The sequence below is a fragment of the Loktanella sp. SALINAS62 genome (assembly GCF_018263905.1).
GTDB lineage: Bacteria > Pseudomonadota > Alphaproteobacteria > Rhodobacterales > Rhodobacteraceae > Loktanella.
On record NZ_JAAFZU010000023.1, the window covers coordinates 82684 to 108692 of the forward strand.

24 protein-coding genes and 1 pseudogene are annotated in these 26009 nt (G+C 61.4%); 5 read left to right on the forward strand and 20 right to left on the reverse strand.

Annotated elements, in window-relative coordinates; all coding sequences use genetic code 11:
• Window positions 1-926, forward strand: a 926-nt coding sequence (locus GZH79_RS07950) for a serine hydrolase (RefSeq protein WP_211643252.1), incomplete at its 5' end; no start/stop codon positions are given.
• On the opposite strand, the gene GZH79_RS07955 is transcribed toward GZH79_RS07950, so the two are convergent.
• The 7 genes from GZH79_RS07955 to GZH79_RS07985 all read right to left on the reverse strand — a co-directional run bounded on the left by GZH79_RS07955 (window position 923) and on the right by GZH79_RS07985 (window position 8728).
• Window positions 923-1804 carry a DMT family transporter gene (locus tag GZH79_RS07955; protein ID WP_211643253.1) on the reverse strand — a complete coding sequence of 294 codons (882 nt, stop codon included), beginning with the start codon at window positions 1802-1804 and terminating at the stop codon, window positions 923-925. The two genes, GZH79_RS07950 and GZH79_RS07955, sit on opposite strands and share 4 nt — an antisense overlap.
• A 93-nt stretch (window positions 1805-1897) precedes the next feature.
• Window positions 1898-2188 carry an HU family DNA-binding protein gene (locus GZH79_RS07960; RefSeq protein ID WP_211643254.1) on the reverse strand — a complete coding sequence of 97 codons (291 nt, stop codon included), beginning with the start codon at window positions 2186-2188 and terminating at the stop codon, window positions 1898-1900.
• Between the two features lie 144 nt (window positions 2189-2332).
• On the reverse strand, window positions 2333-3808 hold the full coding sequence (locus GZH79_RS07965; RefSeq protein WP_211643255.1) for an AMP nucleosidase: 1476 nt from the start codon (window positions 3806-3808) through the stop codon (window positions 2333-2335).
• Window positions 3805-5601 (reverse strand): adenine deaminase, encoded by a 1797-nt coding sequence (gene ade / locus GZH79_RS07970; protein ID WP_211643256.1) that lies wholly within the window; start codon window positions 5599-5601, stop codon window positions 3805-3807. Before ade ends, GZH79_RS07965 begins: the two co-directional genes overlap by 4 nt.
• 46 nt (window positions 5602-5647) lie before the next feature.
• A complete protein-coding gene (locus tag GZH79_RS07975; protein WP_211643257.1) occupies window positions 5648-6127 on the reverse strand; it encodes a TspO/MBR family protein in 480 nt (159 codons plus the stop codon).
• A 34-nt stretch (window positions 6128-6161) separates the two neighbouring features.
• On the reverse strand, window positions 6162-7184 hold the full coding sequence (crtB, locus tag GZH79_RS07980) for a 15-cis-phytoene synthase (RefSeq protein ID WP_211643258.1): 1023 nt from the start codon (window positions 7182-7184) through the stop codon (window positions 6162-6164).
• Window positions 7181-8728, reverse strand: a complete 1548-nt coding sequence (locus GZH79_RS07985) for a phytoene desaturase (RefSeq protein ID WP_211643259.1) — start codon at window positions 8726-8728, stop codon at window positions 7181-7183. The genes crtB and GZH79_RS07985 overlap by 4 nt, the downstream gene beginning before the upstream one ends.
• A 125-nt stretch (window positions 8729-8853) precedes the next feature.
• On the opposite strand from GZH79_RS07985, the gene crtA reads away from it, so the two are divergent.
• From crtA to bchO, 4 genes are read left to right on the forward strand one after another with little or no spacing between them, the layout of a single operon-like run.
• Window positions 8854-9555, forward strand: a complete 702-nt coding sequence (crtA, locus tag GZH79_RS07990) for a spheroidene monooxygenase (protein WP_211643260.1) — start codon at window positions 8854-8856, stop codon at window positions 9553-9555.
• Window positions 9552-10556, forward strand: coding sequence for a magnesium chelatase ATPase subunit I (bchI, locus tag GZH79_RS07995; RefSeq protein WP_211643261.1), 1005 nt, complete (start codon window positions 9552-9554; stop codon window positions 10554-10556). The genes crtA and bchI overlap by 4 nt, the downstream gene beginning before the upstream one ends.
• A 25-nt stretch (window positions 10557-10581) precedes the next feature.
• On the forward strand, window positions 10582-12171 hold the full coding sequence (locus GZH79_RS08000; protein WP_249219057.1) for a magnesium chelatase subunit D: 1590 nt from the start codon (window positions 10582-10584) through the stop codon (window positions 12169-12171).
• Between the two features lie 29 nt (window positions 12172-12200).
• A complete protein-coding gene (bchO, locus tag GZH79_RS08005) occupies window positions 12201-13019 on the forward strand; it encodes an alpha/beta fold hydrolase BchO (RefSeq protein WP_249219041.1) in 819 nt (272 codons plus the stop codon).
• 54 nt (window positions 13020-13073) lie between these two features.
• Here bchO and GZH79_RS08010 read toward each other — a convergent pair whose 3' ends face one another.
• The 13 genes and pseudogenes from GZH79_RS08010 to GZH79_RS19000 form a co-directional block, all read right to left on the reverse strand.
• Entirely contained in the window at window positions 13074-13565 is a 492-nt protein-coding gene (locus GZH79_RS08010) for a c-type cytochrome (RefSeq protein ID WP_211643263.1), read from the reverse strand.
• A gap of 99 nt (window positions 13566-13664) precedes the next feature.
• Complete coding sequence (gene hemA / locus GZH79_RS08015) at window positions 13665-14879, reverse strand: 5-aminolevulinate synthase (RefSeq protein WP_211643264.1); 1215 nt, start codon at window positions 14877-14879, stop codon at window positions 13665-13667.
• Window positions 14869-15669 (reverse strand): putative photosynthetic complex assembly protein PuhE, encoded by an 801-nt coding sequence (gene puhE, locus GZH79_RS08020; RefSeq protein ID WP_211643265.1) that lies wholly within the window; start codon window positions 15667-15669, stop codon window positions 14869-14871. The genes hemA and puhE overlap by 11 nt, the downstream gene beginning before the upstream one ends.
• A gap of 61 nt (window positions 15670-15730) precedes the next feature.
• A complete protein-coding gene (gene acsF / locus GZH79_RS08025) occupies window positions 15731-16849 on the reverse strand; it encodes a magnesium-protoporphyrin IX monomethyl ester (oxidative) cyclase (RefSeq protein WP_211643266.1) in 1119 nt (372 codons plus the stop codon).
• The gene (locus GZH79_RS08030; protein WP_211643267.1) at window positions 16846-17142 is read right to left on the reverse strand and encodes a hypothetical protein; all 297 of its coding nucleotides are present in this window, start codon (window positions 17140-17142) and stop codon (window positions 16846-16848) included. Before GZH79_RS08030 ends, acsF begins: the two co-directional genes overlap by 4 nt.
• A 54-nt stretch (window positions 17143-17196) precedes the next feature.
• The gene (gene puhC / locus GZH79_RS08035; RefSeq protein ID WP_211643268.1) at window positions 17197-17652 is read right to left on the reverse strand and encodes a photosynthetic complex assembly protein PuhC; all 456 of its coding nucleotides are present in this window, start codon (window positions 17650-17652) and stop codon (window positions 17197-17199) included.
• A gap of 5 nt (window positions 17653-17657) precedes the next feature.
• Window positions 17658-18293 carry a photosynthetic complex putative assembly protein PuhB gene (gene puhB / locus GZH79_RS08040; protein ID WP_211643269.1) on the reverse strand — a complete coding sequence of 212 codons (636 nt, stop codon included), beginning with the start codon at window positions 18291-18293 and terminating at the stop codon, window positions 17658-17660.
• A 54-nt stretch (window positions 18294-18347) separates the two neighbouring features.
• Window positions 18348-19124 (reverse strand): photosynthetic reaction center subunit H, encoded by a 777-nt coding sequence (gene puhA / locus GZH79_RS08045; protein WP_211643270.1) that lies wholly within the window; start codon window positions 19122-19124, stop codon window positions 18348-18350.
• Between the two features lie 16 nt (window positions 19125-19140).
• Window positions 19141-20571 (reverse strand): PucC family protein, encoded by a 1431-nt coding sequence (locus GZH79_RS08050; RefSeq protein ID WP_211643271.1) that lies wholly within the window; start codon window positions 20569-20571, stop codon window positions 19141-19143.
• Complete coding sequence (bchM, locus tag GZH79_RS08055; protein WP_211643272.1) at window positions 20568-21236, reverse strand: magnesium protoporphyrin IX methyltransferase; 669 nt, start codon at window positions 21234-21236, stop codon at window positions 20568-20570. Before bchM ends, GZH79_RS08050 begins: the two co-directional genes overlap by 4 nt.
• Window positions 21236-22132, reverse strand: a complete 897-nt coding sequence (gene bchL, locus GZH79_RS08060; protein WP_211643273.1) for a ferredoxin:protochlorophyllide reductase (ATP-dependent) iron-sulfur ATP-binding protein — start codon at window positions 22130-22132, stop codon at window positions 21236-21238. The genes bchM and bchL overlap by 1 nt, the downstream gene beginning before the upstream one ends.
• Window positions 22133-22244: 112 nt before the next feature.
• Window positions 22245-25787, reverse strand: a complete 3543-nt coding sequence (locus GZH79_RS08065; protein ID WP_211643274.1) for a cobaltochelatase subunit CobN — start codon at window positions 25785-25787, stop codon at window positions 22245-22247.
• Window positions 25777-26009, reverse strand: a pseudogene (locus GZH79_RS19000) (ferredoxin:protochlorophyllide reductase (ATP-dependent) subunit B); the annotation flags it as partial. The pseudogene GZH79_RS19000 and the gene GZH79_RS08065, both read right to left, overlap by 11 nt.

Here is a 26009-nt window from a genome sequence, read left to right on the forward strand (position 1 = left end):
CGTGGCAAGCCGTGTTGGACCGCGCAAAGGGCTATGACCAGTTACATGCGATTGCGGTTCATCAGGATGGGACGCAGGTGCTGTCACAGGCGTTTCGTGGTCCGGCTGTGGGCCGTATCGTTCCCATCAAGTCTGTGTCCAAGACAATCGTTGCCGCCCTGACCGGTGCCGCATTGGACCGTGGCGAAATTCCATCACTTGATGCCCCGCTATCGCAGGTCGCACCCGGCCTGATCCCGTCTGGCGCGGACAGTCGCGTGGGCACGATCACCGTCGAAAACCTTGTGACGATGCAGGCCGGACTGGAACGCACCTCTGGCGGGAACTACGGCGGCTGGATCGCCAGTCCGAACTGGGTCGCCAATGCGCTGAACCGCCCGTTCGTGGCCGAACCGGGCAACGGGATGCAATATTCGACGGGCAGTTTTCATATCCTGGGCGCCGTGCTGTCAGAAGTGTCGGGCCAAAGCCTGCTGTCGCTGGCGCAATCGCGTCTGGGCGATCCGCTGGGGATAGAAGTGCCAGCCTGGACCCGCGATCCGCAGGGCCGCTATTTGGGCGGAAACGAAATGGGTCTGACCCTGCCCGCCATGATCCGTTTCGGCGAAATGTATCGCCAGGGTGGCCAATGGAATGGCAATCAGGTGCTGAGCGCTGAATGGGTGAACCGGTCGCTTCAGGCACGGACACGGTCGCCGTTTTCGGGGCTGCAATACGGCTACGGCTGGTTTCTGGGACAGTCGGGCGATGCCAGCTATGCGCTGGCACGCGGCTATGGCGGTCAGATCATCTGCGTCGTGCCAGACTTGCGCCTGACTGTTGCCATCACGTCCGATCCAACCTTGCCCGCGCGCAGCGGTGGATATTTCGGTGACCTGATGCGTTTGCTTGAAAACGCGATCCTGCCCGCAGCGCGCAGCGCCTAAACCGGCGGCGGCACCGGCCGTTGCTTGCTGACCTGAACGGCCAGAATGCCCGCAGCGATCACCGCCACACCAAGGACGTCCGCCAAGCCAATCTGTTCGCCCAGCAGAATGGCCGCGATCAGCACACCCAGAAACGGGTTCAGGAAATGGAACGTCGACGCTTTCACCGCGCCGATGCGGCCCACCAGTGCGAACCACACCAGTGTTGCCAACACCCCCGGTACCAGCACGGTATAGACAAAAGCCACGATCAGACGCCAATTCATGTCCACCACCGGTGTTTCCATCAGGGCGGCAGGTACGGCGCAACAGATAAAGCCCACAAACATCTGCAGTCCCACGATCATCATCAGGTTGCCGCCGGACGCCGCACCGGCCACCGACAGCGTTGCCACGGTAATCGACACAGCAGCCAGCGCACACAACATGATCCCATAAGGATCGCTGCCACTGCTCAGCCGCGCGGACATGATGATCGCGACCCCGGCAAAGCCTGCCAGCAATCCTGCGACCCCCATCATCGGCAGTCGCCGCCCGAACACGACCCAACCGGCAAAGGCGACCAGCAGCGGCATTGTCGATGCCATGATCGATGCCAGCGATGCTTCGACCGTCTGCATCGCGATGAAATTCATACCAAGATAAAGCGCGTTCTGGCAGACGCCGAATATGATGACGCCGCGCCACTGGTTCCGTGTCAGGCGCATCCGCTGGCCCATTATCAATGCAATACCGACCGCAACGATTCCCGACGCCAGAAACCGTGCCGCCAGCGCCGTCAACGGTGGTGCGAATTCCACGATCACCCGCGCAGAGGTGAACGCCGATGACCACATCGCGGCAAACGCCAGCCCCATCAACATCGCTTTTATGTCCATGAAACCGCCCCTTTAAATTCAGAAAAACCGGTCCCGAAATTGAAAAAGGGCCGCCAGTGGCGACCCTTTCCCTAATTCAATCGGGATGCAAGATCAGCTGTTCACGCTGTCCTTGAGCGCCTTTGCAATCGTCATCTTGACGACCTTGTCGGCTTCTTTCTTCATCTGCTCGCCCGTCGCGGGGTTGCGCACCATACGCTCTGGGCGTTCGCGGCAGTAGATCTTGCCGACGCCCGGCAGGGTCACGGCACCGCCGCCGGATACTTCTTCGGTGATGATGTCGGTGACAGCTTCAAGTGCTGCTGTCGCGGACTTCTTGTCCATGTCCGTCTTTTCAGACAGCTTGGTGACAAGCTGTGCCTTGGTCAGCGGTTTAGTTGCCATGATGGTATTCCTCCGGTTAACCCCGACTTATTGGGGGCATTTTGCAACGGTTCACGTAATGTTGTGGTAGACCACAACGAATAGTGCCGCCTGACAAGCCCCAAAAGTGAAGATTTAGCCTATTTTTAAGGGTTTTTGTCGATTTCAGAGGAAAGCTGTTTCCTCGAACGACCTTAATTTGCGACTGTGGATGCGTTCCAGCGGCATTTCGCGCAGTTTTTCCATCGCGCGGATGCCGATCAACAGGTGGTTCGCAACCTGCCCGCGATAGAAATCCGATGCCATGCCCGGCAACTTCAGCTCTCCATGCAGTGGCTTGTCGCTGACACACAGCAGCGTCCCATAGGGCACCCTGAACCGGAACCCGTTGGCCGCGATCGTGGCGCTTTCCATGTCCAGCGCAACGGCGCGCGATTGCGACAACCGCTGCACCGGACCGGACTGGTCGCGCAGTTCCCAGTTGCGGTTGTCGATGGTGGCGACCGTTCCGGTCCGCATGATGCGTTTCAGGTCGTAGCCTTCTAGCTTCGTGACCTCCTCGACCGCGTCTTCGAGGGCAATCTGGATTTCCGCAAGGGCCGGGATGGGCACCCAGATCGGCAGGTCGTCATCCAAAACGTGATCTTCGCGCAGATAAGCGTGGGCCAGCACGAAATCACCCAGACGCTGGGAATTGCGCAACCCGGCACAATGCCCGACCATCAGCCAAGCATGCGGGCGCAACACGGCGATATGATCGGTGGCCGTCTTGGCGTTGCTGGGCCCGACACCGATGTTGACCAGCGTGATCCCAGCCCCGTTTTTCCGCTTCAGGTGGTAGGTGGGCATCTGTGGTGTCTTGGCCGTCAGGGCAAGCGGTGTGTCGGGGTCCGTCACCGTGGCGTTGCCCGGCCCGACAAAAGCGGTATAGCCGCTGTCGGGATCGGCCAGCATGATGCGGGCATATGCCTCGAATTCTTCGACATAGAACTGATAGTTCGTGAACAGCACGTGATTCTGGAAATGCCGCGCGTCGGTCGCGGTGTAATGGGACAGACGCGCCAGCGAATAATCGACCCGCTGCGCGGTGAACGGTGCCAGCGGACGCGCGCCGTCGGGATACAAAAACCCGCTGCCGTTAACGATGGCATCGTGCGTGACCGCAAGATCGGGCACATCGAAAATGTCGCGCAACTGGAAATCAGCGGCACCGTCTTGCGGCACGGTGATGCTTTCGTCGCGGGCGACCGCGAAATGCACGGGCATCGGGGTCGTGGACGCACCGATGGTCACGGGCACTGCATGGTTCTGCATCAGCAGCGCCAATTGCTGTTCCAGATAGTAGCGAAACAGGTCCGGGCGCGTGATCGTCGTGGAATAGGTGCCGGGTTCCGCGACATGGCCAAACGACAGGCGACTGTCCGTTCTGACGAAACTTGTCGTGGTCAGCCGCACTTCTGGATAATATGCGCGATAGCTGCGGTCAGGCGCGCCTTTGTCCAGCACGCGCTGAAAGGCATCGGTCAGAAATCGTGCTGCGGTGTCATACAATTCGCACAGCCGCGTCACCGCCGCTGCCGCGTCGGTAAAAACCTCTGGCTCTGGAACATCGGGCGTGGACAGGGGCAGCGGGCGCGTCATCTGGGATCCTCTAACAGGTCGGTCAGGGCAAAGGCGGTGACATCCACCAGCCCAAGGTCGCTGATCCGCAATTCCGGGATCACGACCAGCGCCAGCAGCGAGTGCTGCATATAGGCGTTGTTCAAGGTGCAACCGCAGGTTTTCATCGCGGCGGTCATGGCGGCGGCCTGCGCTGCGACCTGTGCGGCAGGGCTGTCGGACATCAGCCCGGCGATGGGCAGCGGCACCAGCGCCAGTTCCCGCCCGTCCTGCCAGACCGTGACACCGCCGCCGACGTCGCCCAGACGGTTTGCCGCCTGCGCCATGCAATCGCGGTCGGTGCCGACGACGATCATGTGGTGACTGTCATGCGCCACGGTAGATGCGATGGCCATGCGCCCGGTATATCCAAATCCCGACACAAAGCCATTCACCACACCGCCTGTGCCGTGGTGACGTTCCACGAGCGCGATCTGGCAGACCTCACCGTCCGGCGCGACGATGCCGTCCCGCACCGGCAGATCGGCGGTCAGCGCCTTGGTCGGTGCCTGATTTTCGATCACGCCGATGACTTTGGCCGTGACGGCATTGCAGCCCTCTGGGGCCGACACCTCAAAATCCGCAGCAACCCGCTGCCCGCCCAGATGCACGGTCTGGCGTGCGCTGTCGGGCCAGTCGTAATGCGGACAATCCACAGTAATCCTGCCATCCACTGCCACCGTTTGCCCCCGCGCGAAAACCTGTTCAATGGGCAGTGTGCCCAGATCGGATGTCAGGATCATGTCAGCGCGCCGTCCGGGCGCGATGGACCCCAATTCACGTTCCAATCCGAAATGTGTCGCGGTGTTGATCGTCGCCATCTGCAAAGCGATCAGCGGATCGCAGCCGCAGGCGATGGCATGACGCACCACGCGGTTCATGTGCCCGTAATTAACCAGCGTTTCGGCCATGCAGTCGTCGGTGCACAGGATGAAATTACGCGGGTCCAGCCCGCGTTCCGTGACTGCGGTGATCTGGCTTTCGACATCATACCAGGCAGAGCCCAGACGCATCATCGACCGCATCCCTTGACGGACGCGCGCGATGGCGTCTTCTTCGCGGGTGCCTTCGTGATCGTCAGCAGCCCCGCCGGCGGCATAGGCATGGAACGGCACGCCTTTGTCGGGGCTGGCGTAATGGCCGCCCACGGTTTTGCCCGCGCGCATCGTTGCCGCCATTTCCGCCAGCATTTGATCATCACCGGCGATCACACCGGGAAAATTCATCATCTCACCCAACCCGATGATGCCGGGCCAGTCCATCGCCTGCGCCACGTCATCGGCGCTGATGGCATGGCCCGTCGTTTCCAGACCGGGGGCCGATGGCGCGCAGGATGGCATCTGGGTAAAGATGTTCACGGGCTGCATCAGCGCCTCGTCGTGCATCATCCGCACGCCGTCCAGCCCCAGTACATTGGCGATTTCATGCGGGTCTGTGAACATGGTGGTGGTGCCGTGCGGGATCACGGCAGCGGCGAATTCAGCCGGTGTCAGCATGCCGGATTCGATGTGCATATGCGCGTCGCACAGGCCAGGGATCAGGAACCGCCCGCCGCCGTCGATACAGTCCGTGTCTGGGCCGATACAGTGGCTGGCGTCAGGGCCGACATAGGCGAACCGCCCGCGCACGACGGCGACCTGCCAGTCCAGCACCTCTCGGGTTTGAACATTTACGAGTTGGACATTCCGCACGATCAGATCGGCGGGTTTGCGTCCTGCGGCCACGGCAACAAGAGTGGGCGCGACATCGGCCCATGAAGGAAAGGAATGTGTCATGCGTAATGCTGACATTGAACGTTCGGGGTTCGCAACCCCGCCCGCGTTACAGCTTGTGGATTTCCAGCGGCTTTTGACCGGGGTTCAGACGAACGACTGACAGGTTCAGCGCGCCTGCAACCGTCACCCACAACAGATACGGCACAAACGCCAAGCCCGCCCAAACATCCAGCATCATATGCGTGACTGTCGCCCCGAAAACCGTGATCCACAGGCCTGCCATCACGATCAGCGATGCACGCCAGTGCCGCAATCCAAAGAATACCGGCGTCCACAGGGTATTGAACGCGATCTGAGCCGCCCAGAATGCCATCGCCAATCCCGCACCGGGGATAAAGGCCACACGCGCCCCGGCAAAGGCGATCAGCAGATAGATGCTGGTCCACATGATGGGGAACGCCCAATTTGGTGGGGTCCATGCGGGCTTGTCCAGTTTTTCGTACCATTGACCGGTCGGGAACATCGCCCCCGTTGTCCCTGCGGCAAAGGTGGCAAGTAGAAAGACAAAAAACAGCGTGATCGACACGAGCGGCCCCCTTTTGGGTGTAGTTCCACGCTATTTAGGCGCTTTGGCTGCCATTGCCACGGTTGATTTCGCGCGCGGACAAGTCAGCCAAGGTATTCAGCACCGACGTCATGCGGCGGCGCATCGGTTGGCCTTTGCTCGCCGCTTCGACCAAAAATAAGGTTTCCGGAAGCGGATCGGCATAAATCAAGGCAGACCGCGGCATCACAGCGGCACCGCACGCGCGCACCCCGGCCTGACCGATCCAGAACAGCTTTTGCGCCTTGTTGGTTCGGGCGCGGCGGGTGATGGAATCGCAACCGTGCCGCATGACCTGCCCGCCGATCCCTGCATAGATCAACCGTGCCGCCCATATGCCCACGCGCGCCTGCCGCGGCAGACCACCGATCCCGGCCTCTGATCGATGATATAGCCTGTCTGCCTCACGCAGCAGCGCACGCGTCATGGCCCGGATTTCCGGCGTCGCCTGCGGGCTGTCCATGTATCTGTCGATGTCGATTCCGGCGTCGTGCATCCAGTCGGTCGGCAGATAGATGCGCCCGGCGCGGGCATCTTCACCGATATCACGTGCGATGTTGGTCAGCTGCATGGCGACACCCAGATCGCAGGCGCGGGCCAAAGTATCGGCGCAGCGCACGCGCATCAGCACGCACATCATCGCACCGACGGCACTGGCGACGCGCGCCGCATAGTCGCGCAGATCGGACAAGGTGGCATAGCGACGTTCTTGCGCGTCCCATGCCAGACCTTCCAGCAGGGCATCGGGCAAGGCGCGCGGCATGTCGAATTCCGCGATGATCGCGGCAAATGCGCGATCCTCTGGCGCGTTCATCGGGCGCCCGGCATAGGCCAGATCCAGACGGTCGCGCAGGCGCAGCACGGCAGCCGTCTTGTTCTGGCCTTCGTCCACCTCGTCGTCGGCAAGCCTGCAGAACGCGTAAAGCGCCAGCGCCGGATCGCGCACCGATGCAGGCAACAGGCGAGAGGCCGCGTGGAACGACAATGACCCCGTGCGGATCACCTCGCGGCAATGGTCCAGATCGTCGGGCCGGATCATTCCGCAGCCATCCGCGCAGGCATCGGTACGGTGGGGGCGTCGGGCACCAGTTTGCCCAGCACCTCTGCACTGGATACGACGCCGGGCACGCCCGCGCCGGGGTGCGTGCCGGCACCGACCAGAAACAGCCCCTTGGCCTCTTCGCTGATGTTGTGGGGGCGGAACCATGCAGATTGCAGGATGCGCGGTTCCAGCGAAAACCCCGACCCGTGCGGCGACAGGTAACGATCACGGAAATCTTCGGGCGTATAGATCAGATCGGTCGTGATGTGGTCGCGGAAACCGGGGATCAGACCGTCCAAGACGGCTGCAACCTTGTCGCGGTAGCGCAGTTTTTCCGTCTGCCAGTCAACCGGGTTGGCGTGGCCCAGATGCGGCACAGGTGACAACGCGTAGAACGTATCGTCCCCCGCCGGGGCCACGGATGGATCGGTGACAGACGGACGATGCACATAAAGCGACATGTCATCCGCCAGCTTGCCCTTGATAAAGATGTCTTTCAGCAGATCCGCATAGCGCGGCCCCGACATGATGGTGTGATGTCCGGCATCGGGCCACATATCGGCGGTGCCCTTGGTGCCGAAATACCAGACGAACAGCCCCATCGACCAGCGGCGGCCGTTGACCTTGCGGTCCGTCCAACGCCGCCGGGGCGCATCGCGCAGCAGCGTCTGATAGGTATGCCCCGCATCGGCGTTGCTGATCACCAGCGGGGCCGACAATTGCGCACCACCCGCAAGGGTGACACCACGCGCGGCGCCGTCTGATACATCGATCCGGTCCACATCGGTGTTCAGCTGGATCGTGCCGCCCTGATCGCGCACGACTTGCGCCATCGCATCGGCCATCGCCTGCACGCCACCCATCGCGTAATGGACGCCGAATTCCTTTTCCAGATAACTGACAAGCGCATACATCGACGTCACATTGTTCGGATCGCCACCAATGAACAGCGGGTGAAACGATAGCGCCATCCGCAGGCGGTGATCGCGCACCCGTGACCGGGCCATCGCGTGAATGGACCGATCAGCGCGGAGCCATGAGAACTGCGGCAGCACCTTGATCGTGTCCCAGATGCTATGCATCGGTTTGGCGACCATGCCTTCGAACCCCAGTTTGTAGCGGGCGTGGCTGTCGCGCAGAAAACGGTGGTATCCCTTGACGTCGCGGGGCGACAGGCGCCCGACCTCTGCCGACATGTCGTCGGTATCGCCATTCACGGCAAACGTGGAACCATCCGGCCAGCGTATCGTATAGAACGGGTTCAGCGGGCGCAGGTCGACATCGGCATGAAAATCGCGACCACAGGCGGCCCACAGTTTTTCGTAGACGTCGGGGACCGTCACGATGGTCGGTCCCAGATCAAAGCGGTGGCCATCCTGCACAACGGACGATCCGCGACCGCCGACCTTGTCCAGACGGTCCAGCACCGTGACGCGATAACCCTTTGCCCCCAGCCGCATCGCCGCCGCCAGCCCACCCAGACCGGCCCCGATCACGATGGCGTTGCTAGACGTCTGCGAGGAGAGTTGTGAATCGAACATGACAGCAGGCTACATCTGTCAGGCAAAGTTGACAATCTCCTGTTTTACCCGATCCAGAAAAGAAGTTTTCGTTGCATTTTATCGCCAAACTGTCAGACTAAGTTGACACTAACCCGAGGCATTCCTTGACCCAAACCGTCAGCCTGACCTTATACCGCTTTGTCGGTCTGCGCGCCCGATTCTGGGCGCTGGGTCAGATGGCACTGGCCCGCAGGCCGTTGTCACGGGTTGCGGGAATAGGATTCTGGAAACTATGCGGCGCGGGTGTCGGGCACGGCTTTTCGCCCACTCTGAACCCCGACACCATCGCAATTCTGGCAACGTGGGACAACGCCGCACAGGCGCGCCAGCAGACACAGGACGCCGCCGTGTTTAGACGCTATGCCGCCCGCGCAGCCGAAAGCTATACGGTGTTTTTGCGTCCAACATCTGCACGCGGCCAATGGTCGGGGGTGGCGCCATTCGTGACGGGTGCCGCAACAGACGGACCACTGGCCGCATTGACGCGCGCCACGATCCGTCCCAGCGTCTTGCGGCGGTTCTGGAACCGGGTGCCACGTCTTGATGCGTTGATCGGACGCGATCCAAACGTGACCTTCAAGATCGGCATCGGTGAAATCCCGATGTTGCATCAGGTCACCTTTTCCGTCTGGCCGGATCAGGACGCCATGAATGCATTTGCCCGGACCGGACCACACGCCGACGCCATCCTCGCTGTCCGAAGCGAAGGCTGGTTTTCCGAAGAACTTTACGCCCGCTTCAGCGTCCTGTCGGACCGCGGCACATGGGGCGGCATCGCCCCGCTGAACCTGAAAGAGACGCCATGACTGCCCCCTTCCCGTTTTCCGCCATCGTCGGTCAGGACGAAATGAAACTGTCGATGATCCTGACAGCCATTGATCCCGCCATTGGCGGTGTGCTGGTCTTTGGTGACCGTGGCACCGGTAAATCGACCGCTGTGCGTGCGCTTGCGGCGCTGCTGCCGCCGATTTCCGTGGTGCGTGGCTGCCCGGTCAATTCCGCCACGACAGCCGAGGTGCCGGACTGGGCGCGCGGCGCGGGCGACACACTGGTCGAGGTGCCGACACCGGTGGTCGACCTGCCACTGGGTGCATCAGAAGACCGCGTCACCGGCGCGCTGGATATCGAACGGGCACTGGGCGCGGGCGAACGCGCCTTTCAGCCCGGCCTGCTCGCACGCGCAAACCGTGGCTATCTGTATATCGACGAGGTCAACCTGCTGGAGGATCACATCGTCGATCTGCTGCTCGACGTGGCGCAATCGGGCCGTAACCTTGTGGAACGCGACGGGCTGTCCATTACCCATCCCGCCCGCTTTGTGCTGGTCGGATCGGGCAACCCCGAAGAAGGCGAATTGCGTCCGCAACTGCTGGACCGCTTTGGCCTGTCGGTCGAGGTTGCAAGCCCACGCGATATCGACACCCGGATAGAGGTCATTCGCCGCCGCGATGCCTATGACAATGATCATGCCGCATTCATGCTGCGCTGGCAGGCAGAAGATGCGGGCGTGCGGGCACGTATCCTGACCGCCCGCGGCGCGTTGCGAAAACTGAAAACACCGGACAGTGCAGTGCGCGATGTGGCCGCCCTGTGTCTGGCGCTTGGGTCCGATGGATTGCGCGGAGAGCTGACGCTGCTAAAGGCTGCCCGCGCCTATGCCGCGTGGCGCAATGATACGGCCCTGACACGGAGCCATATCAAGACGGTGTCTGCCATGGCACTGCGTCACCGGCTGCGGCGCGATCCGTTGGACGAGGCTGGGTCAGGTGCCCGCGTGGGCCGCGTTGTGGCCGACGTCCTTGGCTGAGGCATGGGATAACGCGCTTTTGGCGCTGCGGCTGCTGGCGGTTGATCCCGGACTTGGCGGGTTGCACCTGCGCGCGCGGTCCGGTCCGGTGCGCGATGCCATGCCATTGCCTGTAGCGACGCGCCTGCATCCGGCAATGGGGGACGATGCCCTGTTCGGTGGGATCGATCTGACTACGACGCTGGCAACCGGACGGGTGCATCAACAGACCGGGTTGCTGGATCATGATGGGCCGCTGATCCTGACGATGGCCGAACGTTGCCCCCCTGAACTGGCTGCGCGGTTGGCCATGCATCTGGACGCGGCACCGCGGTGCCTGATCCTGCTGGACGAAGGCACCGATGACGAAGCGCCGCGCGCGATTCTGACCGAACGGGTCGCCTTCTACGCCGATCTGTCCGATGTCGCGTTAAACGACCTGACGCCACCTACAAAAGGCGGCACGATCAGCGCGACCGCCACCATCACCGATGCGCAGGTTGCGCAGATCACGACACTGGCGGCTGCCTGCGGGATCGACAGCATGCGCGCACCGACCTTTGCCATACGCGCCGCACGCGCGCTGGCAAGGCTGTCAGGCAATGATCACGTGACCGATGAGCATATCACCGTCGCCTGCGGACTGGTGTTTGTTCACCGGGCCACCCAGATCCCAGAAAATACACCAGAAGAGGCCCCCGCAGACGCAGACCCACCGCCGCCTGACACCGCTCAGGCACCCGACAGTGACGACGACACAACCATGCCCGACATACCTGACACAATGTTGCTGGATGCGATCAGGGCATTGATTCCCGACGACCTGCTTGATCGGCTGCGCGCCACGCGCAGCAAGGCCGGGCGTGGCGCTGGATCAGGTGCTGCACGGCGCAGCAACCGGCGCGGCAGGCCGCTGCCATCACACCGGGGTAAGCTTGACGGAAACGCCCGGATCGATGTGGTTGCGACCCTTCGCGCAGCCGCCCCGTGGCAGACCATCCGCCGGATCGAGACAGGCCGCGACGGCCTGCATGTCCGCGCAGGGGATATTCACGTGCGCCGGTTTCAGGAACACGCCGACCGGCTGCTGATCTTTACCGTGGATGCGTCCGGCTCTGCCGCAATCGCGCGATTGGCAGAGGCTAAAGGCGCCGTGGAATTGCTGCTGGCCCAAGCTTACGGACGGCGCGATCACGTCGCTTTGGTCAGTTTTCGCGGCAGCGGCGCCGAGATCCTTCTGCCGCCGACCCGCAGTCTTGTGCAGACGAAACGGCGTTTAGCCGCCCTGCCCGGCGGTGGCGGCACACCACTGGCCGCCGGATTGGATACAGCGGCAGAGGTTGCGGCACAGGCGCGTCGCCGCGGCATGACACCGACGATCTGTTTATTGACCGACGGGCGGGCCAATATCGCACGCGACGGGTCCGCTGACCGCGTGCGGGCGCAGGTGGATGCGCAATCGGCAGCACAGGCCATGCGTACAAGCGGGTTTGACGCATTGATCATCGACACCGGGCAGCGGCCGTCGACGCAGTTGCGGACATTGGCACAGACGCTGGACGCGCCCTATCTGGCCATGCCGCGCGCCGATTCTGCGCGGCTGGCCAGCGCCGTCGATGCAGCCTTGGCAGACTGATGCGCTGGCCCCCGCCTTCTGACTGGCCCATGGCCGCACATTCGCGCCGCGTCATCAGCGCACCGCATCGCTGGCATGTGCAAGAAAGCGGCGCAGGTCCGAAAATCCTGCTGCTGCATGGCTCTGGCGGGGCCACGCAAAGCTGGCGGGGTGTCTTTCCGCTGCTGACGCCCGATTTTCACACCGTCGCAGTGGATCTGCCGGGTCAGGGGTTTACCCAAAGCGGCGCTTCCGGCCGATCAGGAGTCAACGATACCGCGACCGATCTTGCGGCCCTGTGCCACCAAGAAGGCTGGGTTCCCGATCTGATCGTGGGACATTCCGCCGGGGTGCCAATCGCGCTTCAGATGGTGCGCGGTGGTATGAAACCATCGCGGGGCGTGCTGGGGATCAACGGCGCCTTGCAAACCTTTGATGGTGTGGCTGGCTGGTTGTTTCCCATACTGGCCAAGGCGCTGGCCGCCGCACCGTTTACCGCATCACTGTTTGCCGCGACAACGACCGAAGGCCGCGTCAAACGATTGCTGGACGGCACCGGATCGCAGATCGGGCCAGAGGGTCTGCGTCTGTATCTGGCACTGGCGTCGGACACGGACCACGTCGCAGGCACGTTGGCGCAGATGTCGCAGTGGGATCTGGAACGGCTGGTGGATGCGCTGCCCGAAATCGATGTCCCTGTCCTGCTGTTGATCGGAGAGGACGATCCCGCCGTCCCGCCGTCTGTCAGCGTACGCGCCGCGCGTCGCATGCCGCAGGCGGAAACGCGCAGTCTGGGCCAGTTTGGGCATCTGGCACACGAAGAAGACCCCGATTCCGTTGCCCGCATTATCCGCGTCCTGTTTCAATAAAAAAGGCCGCGGCACAGTGTGCCGCGGCCTATTGTAACGTGATGGGCGTGTTGTTTAGTTGCCTTCGGCAGCAGCTTGCAGCGCTTCCATCTGGGCTTCTTGGTCACCGAATGTCGCAAGGAAAGCGTAAAGATCATAGGCTTCGTCTTCTTGACGGACCTGATAGGCCATCTTGCCGCGCGCACGGCGGTTGTCCAGCTCTTCACGCAACCAGCCAGTCGGGTCCTGCACGTAGCCGACAAACGCTTCTTCGGTCCAGATCTGGCCCGTTTCGCCAAGCTCAACAATTGAATCGCTGTAGTTGAAATCTTCTACAACGCCCAACTGACGCCCCGCCACACCGTACAGGTTCGGCCCGACTTTTGCATTACGTCCGGCCAGCACTTCGTCTGTTTCGGGGTCCTGGACAACGTGACAGGCAACGCACTGGCGGTTGAATTGTTCTTCACCGGCGGCTGCATCACCTTGAAATGTGATCATGTCTTCTTGGGCAAATGCGGGTGCTGCAAAAACCGTCAGGGCGGCAGCAATGGCAAAATTTTTCATGGTTATCCTCCTATCGCACGGACATTTGTCCGAGTCTCTATTGGCAAAGCTAGCATTCCTGACGCTTGCGTCCAGACCGCATTCCGATCTGCGGCAAAATCATGCAACTGCACGTGACATCGCACATTGCCGCCACAAGGTGCGCAGCGCGGTCATCAGGTGGTCGATGTCTTCGTCGGTGTGCAACGGCGACGGGGTAAAGCGCAGGCGTTCTGTTCCTTTTGGAACGGTCGGATAGTTGATGGGCTGCACGTAAATGCCCCATTCGGTCATCAGATAATCCGCCAACATCCGGCATTTCACCGGATCCTTGATCATCACAGGCACGATATGGCTGTCGTTTTCCAAATGCGGAATCCCAGCGCGGTCCAGTTCGGCCCGGAGGCGTGCGACTTGTCGCCGCTGCTGCAGACGCTCTGTGTCCGATGATTTCAGATAAATGATCGACGCACGCGCAGCCGCGGCAACCGCAGGCGGAAGCGCTGTGGTAAAGATGAAACCACTGGCGAAACTGCGGATGAAATCACACATCGCGGTGGACCCGGTGATATAGCCACCGACGACGCCGAACGCCTTGCCCAGCGTGCCTTCGATCAGGGTGACCCGGTCAGCGACACCGTCGCGTTCACTGACACCGCCGCCCCGGGGTCCATAAAGCCCGACGCCGTGCACTTCATCAAGGTAGGTCATCGCGCCGTATTTTTCGGCAACATCCACGATGGCCGTGATCGGGGCGATGTCACCATCCATCGAATACACGGATTCGAATGCGACGATTTTAGGGACATCGGCGGGTAGCGCAGCCAGCTTGGCTTCCAGATCGGCAACGTCGTTATGTTTCCAGATGACCTTGGTCGCGCGCGAATGGCGGATACCTTCGATCATGCTGGCGTGGTTGCCCGCATCCGACAGGATCACGCAATTCCTTAGCCGGCTGCCCAGCGTCGACAGCGCTGCCCAGTTCGACACATAACCAGAGGTGAACAGCAGCGCCGCATCCTTGCCGTGCAGGTCGGCCAATTCGGCCTCTAGCAGCAGGTGATCGTGGTTGGTGCCAGAAATGTTCCGCGTGCCGCCCGCACCTGTGCCAGTCCGACGGACCGCTTCGCACATCGCCTCGACGACCTTGGGGTGCTGGCCCATGCCCAGATAATCGTTGGAACACCAGACCGTCACGTCGCGCTTGCCATCTTCAAAATGGCTGGCGGCTTTGGGGAATTTGCCACATGAGCGTTCCAGATCAGCAAAATACCGATAGTTGCCATCCTGCTTCAGCTGATCCAGCTGCGCATCGAAAAGCGCGTCAAAGTCCATGTTCGTCCCCTTTGGTCTTGGTCTTGGCGGGCAGCATCCACGCCCACAGTTTTGCATCGGGCAATGGTATGACCATCAACCAGTGTTCAATCAACGCAAGCGCCGCCAGCGCGGTCAGCAAGGCGTAGCCTGTCTTTGGCGCAAGTGTTTGCGCCCCCCACAGTCGTTCGGCGCAGACAGCAAGCAAAGCCGTCAGAATGGTGATCGCCAGCGGAAACATCCATGTCACGGCCCCCCGGCGGAAATAGGTTTTCAGGTGTGTCAGACGGGCAGGCAGGAATTCTGTATTGATCCGGGGCACGCCCAGAAACAGGTTCAGCTTGGCCGTGATCCGCGCCAGAAACAGGATCAGGAAAACCGCAAGCGCCATACGATTTTCAGTCCCGGCGCTGGCCAGCGTCAGGACCAGCGCCCCGACAGCCAGCAACAATTCATGATACCCAACGGTGGCAAAAGCGCGCTGAAAGCGGTCCCAGCCCGTCAAATCAGGCGGGCAGTCAGCGCGCTGCCAACCCGCGATGACACCGGTCAGAAAAGCCAGTTCCATCCAGCCCCAGATCGCCAATGCGCCCAGAAAACCGAGGTACACACCGGGAACCGTCGGATCAGACAGCGACAGGCCGACCAGCAAGCAGCCGCCGAAAAGCAACGGCAATGACAAAACCGTCAAGCCCAATGGCGCTTGCTGTCCCAATCGGTCCGCCAACCGGACAGCCAGCATGATGGCGCCTGTCAAAAACCACCACAGGAACACAGCAAAACCGACGGATGCCCAAAGCGAACCGGTCATGGTTTGGCACCCCCCGAATTTTCGCAAAAATCCGGGGCCGCGCCCTTATGTGCGGTCACGCTCAATACACGGGTTCCAGGCGCGGACTGTCGGGCACCGCGTTTTTTTGCACCGGGATCGTCAGCAGGCTGACAAAATTTGCACCGGCCCGGATACGTCCGCCCAGCGCCTTCAGCTTGCCGCGCAAGCCGCCTTGGCGTTCGCCCGCGGCGATCTGCACATTGGCCGCCTGAATGCGGTTCAACGTCGGTTCCCAGCGCGGATGGTCGATGTCCAGCGTCATCGGAAAGACCTGGCGCGTGATTTCTGACGTCTTGCGGAACACCTCTTGCCCATACCATGCCGGATCGACACCCAGCGCCTTGTGGAATTCCGGCCGCTGGTGGTCCCGCACCCACATCGTGGCGAACACCGCCGTCAGAAAGAACTTGATCCACAGCTTGTTGACCCGGCTTTCAGTCAGCGCAGGATCGGTTTTCATCAAAAGGGCGAACGCCTCGCCGTGCGAAAATTCGTCGTTGCACCATTCGCGGAACCATTTGAAAATCGGATGAAACCGCTTTTCAGGATGCGCCTCTAGGTGGCGGAAAATCGTGATATAGCGGGCATAGCCAATCTTTTCCGACAGATAGGTAGCGTAGTAGATGAATTTTGGGCGGAAATAGGTATATTTCTTCGCTTGCGTCAGAAAGCCAAGGTTCACTGCGATTCCCGCTTCACGCAGCGCATCGTTGATGAACCCGGCGTGCCGTGCTTCGTCCCGTGCCATCAGTTGAAACAGCGTCGTGATGTCTTCGTTCGATCCGCGCCGCTTCATTTCTTTGTACAGCACACAACCCGAAAATTCGGCAGTGCAAGAGCTGATGAGAAAGTCGATGAACTCTGCCTTCAGCTTTGGTTCCATCCCGTTCCAATCAACGTGGTCCCAATCGTCTGTCTTTTTGAAATGGCCCTTGTTGGGGTCCGCTTTCATCTGCGCGATCAGCTTGTCCCATTCGGCACGCACCGGGGTCACGTCGATGGCGTCCATCTCGTCGAAATCAGTGGTGTAGAACCGGGGCGTCAAAAGCGTGTTTTGCATGGCCACACGGGTCGCGTCCTCGTTCGTGAGGGGCGGCAGGGCTTCTTGGGCGGCGATGGCTTCTTCGGCGGTGGTGGCGTCAGATGAGTGCATGTTCATGACAAGACCTCCTCGGAGAAGCTGAATTCGCACAGTTCCATAAATTCAAAGTCGCCTGTCGCGCGGGTCCAAAGTTGTTCCAGCTTGCTGGCACGCGTGATGACGGCAGTGCGCTGTTCTTCGACCAATTCGCCGAAGGCGGCCATGATTTCCGGCCCTTGCACCTGCACCGTGTCACCGGGGTTGACGGTGGTGCCGTCGTCAAACCGCACATGCGCGCTTAATTCTTCGAACCGATGGGAAATGGTCACCGTGCAAGGTGCCGTTTCCGTTTCTTTTGTAATCCATCCCATGTGCGTTCCCTTTCACATTATGCCGGGCGGCTGGCGAGGCCGCAGGCCGGGTTTTCAATCAAGCAGCCTTGCAAAGGCCGCGACGTTGTCTTTTCCATATCCAATCAATGGCACATCCATCCCGGTCAGGGGGTCAATAATTGAAACGATACCGTCTTCGCGCCGGATAATCTGCACCGGTGCATCCAGCGGCAGGCCCAGTGTGTCCCGCTTGCGGGCAACGACCCGGCCCATGACGCCGATGAAACCGGCCTTGTCACGGTCGGACATCGCAAGCAGTGCCCCATCCGCATCCAAAACACTGTAGGCACCGTTGCGGTCACCGATCAGTGCAACGTCAAGCGACTGTACCACGGGCGAGTCCGCGACCACGCCAACCAACGGCGCGTCCGTTGTCCGGGCCAGCGTCACGATGGCCAGCGTGACCAGCATCAGGCCGAACATGGCCAGCACCAGTATGCGCGGAACCATTTCGACATTGGGGGCGGACTTAAAGGTTATGTCGGTCATCGTTGTCACTCCGCCGCCATGGCCGACAGGTCGGCGGTTGCACGTGTGATCGTCGGCTGACTGATCCGGGTGCGGGCCGCGTCTGTAAAGATATCCGCCACCTTTGCCGCATCCGCAATGCAGCGCAGCGCGGGCTGTGTGCGATTGATGCGTCCGGGCCGGATGTGCGGCCATGACATCAGATAAGACAGGCGTGTATCAGCAGGCAGTTGAAACGCCAGCGTGCCGGACCCGGCGGGCCGCAGGTCCAGGTCAGCGCTTTCGATTTCGACGTAGGGCAGGTTCAGGGTCATGGTCAGCGCGGCCCCAATCCGCATGGCAACACGTTTATTGGTCAGGGTATAAACCGTCGCCCGGCTTTGGATCCAAGCCAAACCATAAAGGATGGCGCAGACAATCAACCCCAGCAACACGAACGGCGATCCGTACAACAACGCAGTGCCCAACGGCACCTCTGCGGTTGAAACAATGGCACGCCACGCGGCCAGTGCAACGAAGTAACCCATGATCCAGCGGACCTTGAACGCTTCGACGGCCAAACGGCGCGCCATCGGGCGGCCCTGCCACAAAATGACCTCGTCGCGTGGCAAGGCTTCGGGCAGACCCCGGATCGGTTCGAATTTGAAATCGTCGTGTTGCATGTCGTCGTCCCCTGATTGGTGCGGCCCCGTTGGCGAAACGGGGCCGGTCTGCCCTTATGGCAGAACGTTTCCAGCGCGGGCCGGGCTGGCATAAAGCGTGCCCCCGGCAACGTACGCCATGATCTTTTCTTCTTCGAGCAGGGTGATCTGACCGGTGCCGTTGATCGTCGGAATGCCGTCCCAGTTGTGGGCGTACAGCGCCCGAACGCGGACCCGGTTGCTTTGCACCCGCGACATCGTCATGGGCACCAGACGGCGCCCACCACCGGTCAGTTCGACCTCTAGGTAGCGGATCAACTGTTCCGGCATGTCGATCCACAGGTCCACAACAGTTGCCGCAACTTCACCGTCGCCACCTACGACCGGCAGACCACGCGGATCAGTGCCAAACGAAATGCGGAAATCGGCGTGTGCGGACATCGGCTGTATTTTGGCGTGACTGTGCGCGTCCAGTTCCGGAATGTCGCGACGCGGCGCCCACGACGCGGGACCCACCCCGTCAACCATCGGATCACCGGTCGGTATCCACGGGCTGCCCGACGATTTGGCGGACGGCGCAAGCGCCAGATCCCTGCGCATGTTCGACTCTTCGACGGCTAGGCTGGGCACCGTCACTTCGCCACGTCCGTCGCGCAAAAGGAACGTTTTGGGCGCAGGCAGCGGAAACAGGCTTTCGTTTGCGGGCACGTTGTCGTTGTCGTCGCGCAAGGGATAGCCCTCGCGCATATTTTCGCGCTGGATGTAAAAGATCAGGCCCGCAAAGAAGACCCAAAAGGCCCAGATTGCGACGCTCGCCAGATCGACGTTTCCGATGAATGTAGTGCCAAGCATGGCGGTAGTCCTTTCGTCAGGTCGGAAAATCGGACAGCTGCAGCTTGCCCGATTCCGAGGGTGTCATCGCCTTGGCGCGGAAAAGCGGGCCAAGGACAACAAGGGTGAGGAACAAAAGGGCGATTTCGGTATGATAAACGACCGAATACCCGGTGGTTGGCGTGGCGAGCGCCTCTGACAGCATGCCGTTCCCGGCGGCATGATTGACGAGGTCGCGGATCGCGCCCCCGAAGAATATCGAAAGCCCGGCGCCGGTGGCCTGTGCAGCCCCCCATGCGCCCAGGGCCAGACCACGGCCCGCCGCACCCAGCGTCGGAAGGGTCATAGCAGCGGTCAAGGTGGCCACACCGAACAGTCCACCGCCAAAACCGATCAGCGCGGCACCGGCAAAGAACAATGCTGTGCTGTCAATCGGGGCCGCAAAGATGACTGCGCAAAAAGCGACAAGCCCCGCAAGAATGCCGCGCGCACACATCCGCATCGGGTCCAGCCCGGATGACAGCCACCGCGCGGCCATCGCAAAGCCAAACAGCGCGCCGATGGCCCATCCCGCCGTCAGCATCGTTGTCGACGACACCGACATGCCCAGGATTTCGCCGCCATAGGGTTCCAGCAGCACGTCCTGCATATTGAACGCCATGGTCCCCAGAAACACGACGACTAGCAACCGTCCCGCATCACCGCCAGATGCAAAATCGCCCCACGCCTGCCGGAACGTGGGCTTTGGTGCGGCACGTTCAGCACGGGTCATCGGTGACATGCGTTCCTGTTTCCACAACGCAACAACGTTCAGCAGCAACGTCACGACCGCGGTGCCCTGCACCACCTGCACCAGACGCAGCGGTGAATAATCACGCAACAGCAGGCCGATGATCAGCGCAGAGATCAGCATGCCGACCAAGAACATCACATAAAGCAGCGCCACGACCTTTGGCCGGGTTTCATCGTCAGCGCGGTCAGCGGCCAGCGCCAGCCCAGCGGTCTGCGTCATGTGCATCCCGATCCCGGCCAGCAGAAACGCCAGCCCCGCACCGATGTATCCTGCCCAGTCCGCATCAATCGCACGGTCGCCCGCCAGCACCAGCAGTGCCATCGGCATGATCGCCAGACCGCCGAACTGCCACAGGGTGCCGAACCACAGATAAGGGATACGTTTCCAGCCGATCGCGGACCGGTAGTTGTCGGACCGAAACCCGACCAGCGCACGCAATGGCGCGACCAGCACGGGGATTGCAATCATGGCCGCGACCAGCATCGACCCGATGCCCAGTTCCACGATCATCACCCGGTTCAGCGTGCCCAACAGCATGACACTGGCCATACCGACACTGATCTGGAACAGCGACAGCCGCAGCAGTTGGCCCAGCGGCAGACCCTCGCTTGCGGCGTCCGAAAACGGCAGCATCCGCAATGACAGGGATTTCAGCGTGCCGGATTTCAGGATCATCTGTCCGTCCCCGCAAATGTATAGGCGGTCGAGATGTAAAAGCCGGAATTGATCCGGTCGATCTCTTCCAAGGTTCCACCGGTCAGGGCCGTGCGGATATCGCGGGCGCGGTGCGGGATCATCACGGGGCTGCGGTCAGCGCGGGGAAACAGCTTGCCCACACGGAACATCGTCATCAACAGTGGCGTGCGTGGGGCCAGCGTAAAGGCAAAAGTGTCTGTGACCGGGGCGCGATCCAGAATGCGCGCGACCTCCTCAGCGGTATAGTAAATCAGCGAATCCATTGCGACAGCGAAATCGAACGTGCCATCCATGGCAGTCATATCACCCGCGACAAAGCTGATCCGCCCAGCCACGTGATCCGGCATCCGGCGGTTTGCGATGTCGATCAAGGCGGGGGAAATATCCACCCCCACGACCTGCGCGCCACGCTCTGCCAGCGCCACGGCAGCAGCGCCAGTGCCACAGCCCGCGTCCAGCACCCGCGCGCCGGTCAGGTCGGTCGGCAGTTGCGCCAACAAAAGATCCCGCATCTGGTCACGTCCAGCCCGCACCGTCGCCCGGATACCCGAAACCGGGGCATCCGACGTCAGGCGTTCCCACACCTTTGTGGCAGAGCGGTCAAAGTAATCTTCGACACGGTCACGGGTCTGGACGTAAGCCATCAATCGAATCCCAAAAGCTCGAATATCTCGCGGTCCGGCAGGCATTCTGGTGCCAGCGGCAACGTGCCGTTCCACAGTGTTTCCGCCAGACGGATGTATTCCTTGCGGACCTGCACGATTTCTTCGTCGTCGGGCATTTCGAACAGGGTCTTCTTCTTCAGGCGGGACCGCCGGATCGCGTCCAGATCGGGCATATGCGCGATGCGGTTGAATCCCACTGTCTTGCAATACCGATCAACCTCGTCGGTGTCTTTGCTGCGGTTGGCGACACAGCCCGCCAGCCGGACCTTGTAATTGGTCGATTTCGCCTGCACGGCGGCGATGATGCGGTTCATCGCATAGATGCTGTCGAAATCGTTGGCCGTGACGATCAGCGCCCGGTCGGCATGTTGCAGCGGGGCCGCAAAACCACCGCAGACAACATCGCCCAGCACGTCGAAAATCACCACGTCGGTGTCTTCCAGCATGTGATGCTGTTTCAGCAACTTGACGGTCTGGCCGACGACATAACCCCCACAGCCGGTCCCGGCGGGCGGGCCACCGGCCTCGACGCATTTGACGCCGTTGAAACCTTCGAACACGAAATCTTCGGGCCGCAACTCCTCGGCGTGGAAATCGACGTCCTTCAGAATGTCGATCACTGTCGGGACCAAAGATCCGGTCAGGGTGAATGTGCTGTCATGCTTGGGATCGCAGCCGATCTGCAAGACCCGCTTGCCCAGCATGGAAAACGCCGCCGACAGGTTCGACGAAGTCGTCGACTTACCGATCCCGCCTTTGCCATAGACGGCAAAAACCTTGGCCCCTTCGATCTGCGCATCCGCAGGCTGGTGCACCTGCACCGATCCTTCGCCATCCTGCCCGCGCAGGTTCGGAATCTCGTCTCTGGGGCTCATAAGAGCCTCCTTTCCATGGGGGCGCGCGTCGTCGTCCCCTTCTTCTTGCTGAAAATATCCCGGGGTCCGGGGCAGAGCCCCGGTCCGGGCGTGGCATTTCTGAAACGGGTCATCATTCGGCTGCGATCCCTTCCATTCGGTCTTCCAAAGTGTCGGCGGCATCCTGAAGCGCCTCCAACGTCGCGGCATCGGGCGACCAATAGGCCCGATCAGACGCCTCCAGCAGTCGATTTGCCATGCGGACGCTGGCTTGCGGGTTCAGCGCAGCAAGGCGTTCGCGCATATCGCTATCCAGCACAAAGGTTTCGCTTAACCTCTGATAGACCCACGGATCGACGGCACCGGTCGTGGCCGACCAGCCAAGTGTATTGGTGACATGCGCCTCGATTTGACGCACGCCTTCGGACCCGTGTTTCAGCAAGCCTTCGTAAAACTTCGGGTTCAGACTGCGGGTCCGGGTTTCCAATGCGACCTGCTCGGACAACGTCCGCACCGTGTTCAGACCGCGCGTCTGGTCGCCGATATAGACGGGCGTATCCACGCCGCCCTTGGCGCGCTTCACGGCGCGGGCAATCCCGCCCAGCGTGTCGAAATAATGATCGACCGACGTGACACCCAATTCGACCGATTCAAGATTCTGATAGGCAAGATCGACCTTTGCCAGCGACGCCTGCAACAGATCGGCATTCTGCACGGCCTTGCCATTGGTGCCATAGGCAAAGCTTTTGCGCGCCTCGTAAGCGTCGGCCAATTCGTCCTCTTCGCCAAAGGCGGAACTATCGACCAGATAGTTCACGTTCGACCCATAGGCGCCTTCGGCGTTGGAAAAGACGCGCATCGCGGCATCGGTCAGCGTGCAACCCGTCGCCTGCGCATAAGCCAAAGCATGGGCCCGCACAAAATTGCGATCCAGCGGCTCGTCCGCCTGCGCCGCCAACAGCGCCGCCTCGGCCAGCAGACGGGTCTGCAAAGGCAGCAAATCGCGGAAAATGCCGGATAGCGTCATGATGACGTCGATCCGGGGACGGCCCAGCTCTGCCAGCGGGATCAGATCAGCGCCCGCCAGCCGACCAAAGTTGTCGAACCGTGGCTTGGCGCCGATCAGCGCCAGCGCCTGTGCGATCGGTCCACCGTCGGATTTGATGCTGTCCGATCCCCACAGGACCAACGCGATCGACCGGGGTGCGCCGTCAAAGGTATCCAACAGCGCACGGGCCTGACGCGCGCCGTCGGCCATCGCAAACGCGGTTGGCATGCGGAACGGGTCAAAGGCGTGGATATTGCGCCCCGTCGGCAAAATCGCTGGATTGCGCATCAGGTCACCGCCCGGTACCGGCGCGATATAGCAAGCCGACAGTGCGCGCATCAGCGCGGGCAATTCATGGTCGTGCGCCAGCAGATCCTGCGCGCGGGCGGCTTCGGTCGGGTCCGCGATCAATGCAGCCATGTCGGCGCGGGTCTCGGGTGACATGACCTTGCCCACCACATGCAGACCGTCGGGGATCAGCGATCCTTCTGCCTCGATCACCGCAAGCCACAGCCGGTCCGGATCGCCTGTCGGCATGTCCAGCTCTGCCGCCTGATCGCGGATCATGCGGCCCAGATCAGCGCGCTGCGCGTCGTCGCCCGCCATGCCGCGATAGCGCTGCAAGCTGTCCTTGAGGTCCAGAAGACCCTTGTACAGACCCGCCTTTGCCAGCGGCGGGGTCAAATGGCTGACGATGACCGCATTGCTGCGCCGCTTGGCCAATGATGCCTCTGACGGGTTGTTGGCAGCATACAGATAGACGTTCGGCATTTCCCCGATCAGACGGTCTGGCCAGTCGCCCGCCCCCAATCCGGTCTGCTTGCCCGGCATGAATTCCAGCGCGCCATGCATCCCGAAATGCAGCACGACATCGGCCTGCAGGGTGTTCCGCAGATACAGATAGAACTGCGCAAAGGCATGGGTCGGCGCGAACCCGCGTTCGAACAGCAGGCGCATCGGGTCGCCTTCGTAGCCAAACGTCGGTTGGACCCCGACAAAGACCTTGCCGAACTGCTGCCCCAGAACGAACACGCCGCGTCCGTCGGATTGCACCTTGCCCGGTGCCGGGCCCCAAACGGATTCGATTTGGTCCAGCCACGGTGTATCGCTGACGATCGTATCGGCTTCGACATAAGCCGCGACATTGGCGTCCTGCCCGTATTGCGCGCCGTTGCCTTTCAGCACGGCGGCGCGCAGTGCATCCACATCGGCGGGCAGATCGACGTCATAGCCATCAGTCTGCATCCGAGTCAGGGTGTTGAACAGGCTTTCAAACACGCTCAGGTATGCGGCGGTCCCGACGGCACCGGCATTGGGCGGAAAGCCGAATAGCACGATTCCCACCGTCTTGTCCGCGTTGCGCTTGCGGCGCAGCGTGGCCAGTCTGCGGGTCTTTTCAGTCAGCGACACGATGCGTTCCGGGCAGGGCGACATCGACTTGTCACCCGGCTTGCCCGCACAGGCCAACGCGCAGCCGGTGCAGACCTCTGTTCCGTGACGCCCACCAAAGATCGTGGGCGATGCGGCACCATCGATTTCCGGCAAGGCCACCAGCATGGTCGTTTCAACCGGGCCAAGCCCCTGCGCACTTGCACCCCACTGGGCCAGCGTCTGAAATTCCAGCGGCTGTGCAGCGATATAGGGCACATCAAGGTCAGTCAGCATACCGACAGCCGCTTCGCTGTCGTTATAGGCCGGACCACCCACAAGGCTGAACCCGGTCAGCGATACCATCGCATCGACGCGGCCTTGGAAATAGCGCTGGATCGCGGGCGTCGCATCCAGACCACCGGCAAAGGCCGCGATCACAGCCATGCCGCGGTCCTGAAACGACCGGATCACGGCATCATAATGGGCGCGGTCTGACGACAGGATATAGGACCGCAGCATCAACAGACCGACCGTCGCCACGGGCTTTGCGGGCTGCGGCAGATCGGCGGCATCGGTGCTGATACCGATCCCCGGCAGATCGGGATGATAGACACCGCATTCAGGATATTCGACCGGCGGCAGCGCCTTGATCCGGGACCAGCCCGCGACATCGCCGTAGCGTGACACCAGCATCCGGATCATCTGTTCGATGTTGTCGTCAGACCCGCCCAGCCAGTACTGCATCGATAAAAACCAGTTGCGCAGATCCTGTGACTTGCCGGGGATCAGACGCAGTATCTTGGGGAGCCGACGCAGGGTCTTCATCTGGCTTTCGCCGGACCGGTTCGCCTTGGCCTGCGGGCGCAGCTTCTTCATCAGCGCCGCCATGCCCGTCGCAGGGCGCTGCATGTCCAAATCGCCCATCTTGGTCAGTCGGACGATCTCGCCATCGGCGATCATGTTGACCATCGCCGCGCAATCGTCGCGCCGCGCAATCAACGACGGCAGGATGGCACGGGTATGCGCCTCAAGAAATAGTAGGTTGGTCACGATGATATCGGCGGTCGCAACCGCATCGCGCGCCGCATCCAATGCCGCAGGGCTTTCGCCCCATTCGCTGGCGGCGTGGATGTCGATCCGCAGGCCCGGAAAATCACGCACCAGCCGTTCGGACGCCCGCATGGCCGGACCGGCCGCATGGCTATCCAACGTGATGACGACGAAACGGAACGTGGTTTGAACGGCACTATCGAGCATAATGTGCCTTCGCTTCATACAGTGTATCTAGACTGATCTGTTGGAGCCCCTTTTGTGCGGCAAAGGCTTCGGTATTACGCCGCGCCTTGCCACGTACAAAAAACGGGATCTTTTTCAATTCGCGTTCCGCGTCCGACAGCCAGATAACGTTGTCGCCATCCGCCACTTCGGGTGCTGTCTCTGACATCATCTTGCCCGAAATACTCCCGCCGGAGGCATCCG